This is a genomic window from Treponema sp. JC4 (genome assembly GCF_000260795.1).
Taxonomy (GTDB): domain Bacteria; phylum Spirochaetota; class Spirochaetia; order Treponematales; family Treponemataceae; genus Treponema_D.
On record NZ_AJGU01000072.1, the window covers coordinates 1 to 4639 of the forward strand.

Annotated in this window: 6 protein-coding genes and 1 tRNA gene; 4 read left to right on the top strand and 3 right to left on the bottom strand. The window is 39.1% G+C overall.

What is annotated here, in order from left to right; all coding sequences use genetic code 11:
- Positions 1–458: hypothetical protein (locus MSI_RS14760; protein WP_039924989.1), on the top strand; the 458-nt coding region annotated here is incomplete at its 5' end.
- Positions 439–822, top strand: a complete 384-nt coding sequence (locus MSI_RS12915) for a zinc ribbon domain-containing protein (protein ID WP_009107836.1) — start codon at positions 439–441, stop codon at positions 820–822. The genes MSI_RS14760 and MSI_RS12915, both read left to right, overlap by 20 nt.
- A 21-nt stretch (positions 823–843) precedes the next feature.
- Here the strand turns inward: MSI_RS12915 and MSI_RS12920 are convergent.
- Positions 844–924 (bottom strand) — tRNA-Leu (locus MSI_RS12920).
- A gap of 200 nt (positions 925–1124) precedes the next feature.
- Here MSI_RS12920 and MSI_RS12925 point away from each other — a divergent pair.
- Positions 1125–1877: a VUT family protein gene (locus MSI_RS12925; RefSeq protein ID WP_009107839.1), complete on the top strand. Its 753-nt coding sequence runs from the start codon at positions 1125–1127 to the stop codon at positions 1875–1877.
- Positions 1874–2548 carry an SDR family NAD(P)-dependent oxidoreductase gene (locus tag MSI_RS12930; protein WP_009107841.1) on the top strand — a complete coding sequence of 225 codons (675 nt, stop codon included), beginning with the start codon at positions 1874–1876 and terminating at the stop codon, positions 2546–2548. The genes MSI_RS12925 and MSI_RS12930 overlap by 4 nt, the downstream gene beginning before the upstream one ends.
- A gap of 19 nt (positions 2549–2567) precedes the next feature.
- Here MSI_RS12930 and MSI_RS12935 read toward each other — a convergent pair whose 3' ends face one another.
- Both MSI_RS12935 and MSI_RS12940 read right to left on the bottom strand, forming a co-directional pair.
- Positions 2568–3734, bottom strand: coding sequence for an FprA family A-type flavoprotein (locus MSI_RS12935; RefSeq protein ID WP_009107843.1), 1167 nt, complete (start codon positions 3732–3734; stop codon positions 2568–2570).
- 96 nt (positions 3735–3830) lie between these two features.
- On the bottom strand, positions 3831–4595 hold the full coding sequence (locus tag MSI_RS12940; RefSeq protein WP_009107845.1) for a pseudouridine synthase: 765 nt from the start codon (positions 4593–4595) through the stop codon (positions 3831–3833).
- Positions 4596–4639: the final 44 nt, after the last annotated feature.

A 4639-nucleotide genomic window follows, 5' to 3' on the forward strand; every position in this document is an offset into this window, starting at 1 on the left:
GTGAATATCCCCGCCTGTGGAAAACTCTTGTTCAGTTTGTAAAAAGCGGAATCGGTGGAAGTAATGTACGCATCTATTTATATGAGGAAAGCCCTCTTTCCGAGGAAGATCAGGAAAAATATGCTGAACTTGGAATAAATGGTTATTTTAATCATATTTCAAAAGAAGAATTTGAATTCTTAAATCCGGATGCTGAAATTTCTTTAATCGGACAGATTTTACTTTCTATGCCTTATTATGAAAAAATTGTAAATGGCAGTGTAACTTCATGTTCACAAAATCAGATAAAGTGCACTCTTGATTTTGAAGAGGATTTTAAGGGTGGTGAAATTCTTCCTTATGTCAGTGTCTATATGGACAAGAAAGTAAGGGAATGGCAGGCTGTAAAAGTTTTAAACTATGACAGAAATAAAATAGTCTTGTTCTGGAAGTTCGATAATGGCAGGAAAAGAAGCTAAGTTTTTTTGTCAGTGCTGTGGCTCTGAAGTTCCCCGAAAATCAAAATTCTGTCCTAAATGCGGAAAATTCTTTGCAAGTGTATTATGCCCAAATTGCGGTCATACAGGAAAAACCAACGACTTTATCAACGGATGTCCGGAATGCGGTTATGCCGTAAATGGTCAGGGGGGCACATCGAGTAGCGGAAACAGCCTGTCAAAAGAAATTAACTCAAAAACAAAAAATATAAAGATGAAAAAAAATCAAATGTATCTGCCTCTAAAAAAAAGCAGAGTTTCATCTGATTCCCTTCCACTCTGGGTTTATGCGGCTTGTATTGTAGTGCTTTTTGGACTTGTTGGAATGCTTTATAGCTGTCTGTAAGGTTATTTGGACAAAAAAAATTACCCGGCACGAGATTTGAACTCGCATGATAAAATCACTCGGACCTGAACCGAGCGCGTCTACCAATTCCGCCAACCGGGCAATTAAAGTATATTTATTTTATTAAAAAAGTATCTTTTAGTCAATTATTGAAAGCCTGATTTACCAGAAATAGCCTCTCTGATACTTTACTTTTTTTTATAAAAGATGTAAATTTCCTTTCAACATTTTTATGCGCAGTTTATGTTACCTCAAAACCCTACTGCGCGTTATAAATTAAAATCCTTAAGGAGGCTGATGTTATGAAAACATCACTTAAATCATTTTTAAATTCACAAAAAGAAGATTACAAACTTCTGTTCAGAAACATTCCATCCCTTGCAATCACATTTTTCTTTCTTTCTGTAATTCTTGCAAATCTTTTTGCAAATAAAGAATTAGTAAGCTATAAATATGTTGCTCTTGACTGTGGTTTTGTATTCAGCTGGGCAATGTTTTTGTGTATGGATGTAATCTGTAAGCGTTATGGCGGAAAAGCAAGTATCAAAGTTTCTACAGTTGCCCTTCTTGTAAACCTTGCAGCCAGCGGCCTTTTCTACCTTCTTTCTCTTACACCTGGTATGTGGGGTGAATTCTATTCAACAGAAAGTCTTGAAGTAAACCGTGCCTTAAACGCAACCTTTGGCGGAACCTGGTACATCGTTTTAGGTTCAGGTCTTGCCTTTATGGTTTCATCAATAGTAAATGCTGTTATTAATACTCTGATTGGCGGTCGTCTTATATCTAATAATTTCATCGCCTTTGCAATCCGCTCCTATGCTTCTACAATAATTGCCCAGTTTGTTGATAATATGATTTTTGCAACAGTCGTTTCAAAGGTCTTTTTCGGCTGGACATGGACACAGGTATTCATCTGCTCTGCAATTGGAGCTGTTTGCGAACTTTTAGGTGAAGTTTTATTTTCTCACATTGGTTACAGGGTTGTCTGCTCATGGGAAAAAGATAAGGTTGGTGAGCAGTATCTTCAGAAAAAGAATAAGATTCAGTCAGCATGAAAGTATTAATTACAGGAACGGCTTCCGGAATTGGAAAGGCAGCCGCCCTTTTATTTCTGGAAAAGGGACATCATGTTTTTGGCATAGATAAAAATGAACGCGTCATTAACCATAAAAACTACACTCATTATATTGCTGACATTACCCAAAAAGACCGGCTTCCAGAAATTGATAATGTAGAAATTCTCATAAATAACGCGGGCTCCCAGACCCCTGATGATTCGCAGATTGATTTTGATATTGAAACAAATCTTAAGGGGACAATTTATGTTACTCAAAAATATGCCTTTCAGCCAAAAATCAAATCTGTGCTCTTTAACGCATCTGTAAGTGCTTTAAATGGAAATGAATTTGCAGGTTATGTGGCGTCAAAAGGCGGCGTTGTAAGCTATATGAAACATACTGCCATCAAACTTGCTAATAATTATAAAGCTACATGCAATGCCCTCTGTTTTGGCGGTGTAATAACAGAATTAAATAAGCCTGTTATGGAAGATAAAGTTCTCTGGAACAAAATTATGGCTGTCACCCCTCTAAAACGCTGGGCAACAGCCGAAGAAGCTGCTGAATGGATTTTCTTTATGACCGCCGTAAATACTTTTTGCACAGGACAGGCAATTGAAGTTTCCGGCGGTGAAAGAAACTGCGCTGATTTATTTGTCTGGGAATAATTCAGAACAATACAGCTTTCTATACCAGCTCATTTGCCAGAGATTTTAGCTGTTCTTCAACTTCAGGTGTTACAGCAGTCTTAATTGTAACCTTATTCTGGGCAAAGGTAATGTTCTTTGAAGCTTCAAAGAGGGCTGCCATTCCTTTTGCAGCGGCTGGAGCCCAGGTTCCGTTTTCAATAAAAGCAATAGTACGGTTCTGATAGTCCCTCTCTTTAAGATGGTCTATGAACTCCTTCATTTTAGGGAAAACTCCGCCGTTATAGGTCGTTGTAGCAAGTACAAGCTTTCCGTAACGGAAGGCATCCTCCACGCATTCATAAATGTCTTCGCGCGCAAGGTCGTTTAATGCGACTTTAGGGCAGCCTTTTTCCTTGAGCAGTTCTGCCAGCTTTTCAGCGGCTTTTTTAGTATTTCCATAAACCGAGGTGTAGCAGATAGCAACTCCCTCTGTTTCAACTCCATAGCTGGACCAGGTATTATATGTATCAAGATAATATTTGATATTTTCGCTTAAAAGAGGTCCGTGAAGAGAACAGATATGTTTAATATCAAAGCCAGAGGCCTTTTTCAAAACTGCCTGAACCTGAGCCCCGAATTTTCCAACAATTCCAAAGTAATAGCGTCGAGCCTCACATGCCCAGCCTTCAGGATCTTCAACGTCATTTGCGCCGAATTTTCCAAAAGCATCTGCAGAAAAAAGAACCTTGTCCTGGCTTTCATAACTCATCAAAACTTCCGGCCAGTGAACGTTTGGAGCGGCAATAAAGTTCAGGGTATGTTTGCCAAGTTCAAGAGTAGTTCCTTCCCCTGCAACAATCTGACGGTCTGCAAAATCACTTCCAAAATAGTTTTTCATCATAACAAAAGCCATTTTTGAAGCTACAATTTTTGCAGCAGGATAGCTTTCTGTAAATTTTTTAATGTTGGCAGAATGATCCATTTCCATATGATGAACAACAAGGTAATCCGGCTGTCGTCCTCCGGCCGTTGAAAGTTCTTTTTTTATGTTGGAAAGCCATTCTTCTCCAAAATTCTGGTCAACGCTGTCCATTACGGCAATTTTTTCATCAAGAATGAGGTAAGAGTTGTATGCCATTCCGTTTGGAACTTCGAATTGCCCTTCAAAAAGATCGATTTTGTGGTCATTTACACCAATGTATTTGATTGATTCTGTAATTTGCATGTGATTTTATCTCCTGTGTGTGTAAGGCGGCCGGTCAGAGCCGCCAGTGTTATATTATTTTAATTTTAACACAGCCTTTATGATTTATGTAGTTTTTTATATTGAAAAACGGAGGATTTTCTTGTCTACAGGATTCTGAAACTCAATTGCACTTGCAGAAAAGCGCAGCTCTTCTTGTGTTCCAAGACTTTTTGCGTTATAAAGAGGATCGTTTATTATTGGAAGGCCTGCCCAGGCTAAATGACAGCGTACCTGATGGCGGAAGCCCTGGGATATTTTACATTCAACTTCAAAAAAATCCTCCAGCTTTTTTACGCCGCATACTTGAGTTGTGTAAAGCTTTAATTTGCCAAGCTTTTTAAGGGCTGCGGGACCTGATTTTTCTGTTACAGGCCGCACTTCTTTTCCGCCCTTGCCGTAGGAACGGAAGTAAGAAGTGATTTTAACAGGATGAAAAAACGCCTTCGGCGCCGGGGGATTAGGCAGCCAGTCACTTAGGCAGGCCCTCTCCTCTGGAAATCCCCCCAGTTCTCTGCAATTATCGGTTTCCGCTTTGCAGCAGGCCTTGTAATATTTTATAAAACGGCCTTCTTCCTGTTCGCAGAGCATATAATCGTAAAAATCCTGGCTTGCTGCAATCAAAAGTATACCGTCTGTTGCAGTATCAAGGCGGTGTAAAAGCCCGTGTTCAATTGCTTTTCTTCCCTGAACCTCTAAAAGCTGGGGAAAGATTGCTGCTGCCTGAGAAAAGGCATTGTCTTTATCAGCTTCCTTAATTGGAGCAGAAGCTAAGGCTTTAGGTTTGTAAATTACTACAAAAGGAAGTTCTGGAGCTGGAGCCTGAAGAATTTTTATTTTCATTGACTAACTCCTTTGAAACTTCTTTTTGAGTTTTTTTTCTACTT

Bases quoted from the DNA above. Each gene is read 5' to 3' on its own strand.
- MSI_RS12915 (WP_009107836.1), top strand. From the start codon at position 439: ATGGCAGGAAAAGAAGCTAAGTTTTTTTGTCAGTGCTGTGGCTCTGAA.
- MSI_RS12925 (WP_009107839.1), top strand. From the start codon at position 1,125: ATGAAAACATCACTTAAATCATTTTTAAATTCACAAAAAGAAGATTAC.
- MSI_RS12930 (WP_009107841.1), top strand. From the start codon at position 1,874: ATGAAAGTATTAATTACAGGAACGGCTTCCGGAATTGGAAAGGCAGCC.
- MSI_RS12935 (WP_009107843.1), bottom strand. From the start codon at position 3,734: ATGCAAATTACAGAATCAATCAAATACATTGGTGTAAATGACCACAAA.
- MSI_RS12940 (WP_009107845.1), bottom strand. From the start codon at position 4,595: ATGAAAATAAAAATTCTTCAGGCTCCAGCTCCAGAACTTCCTTTTGTA.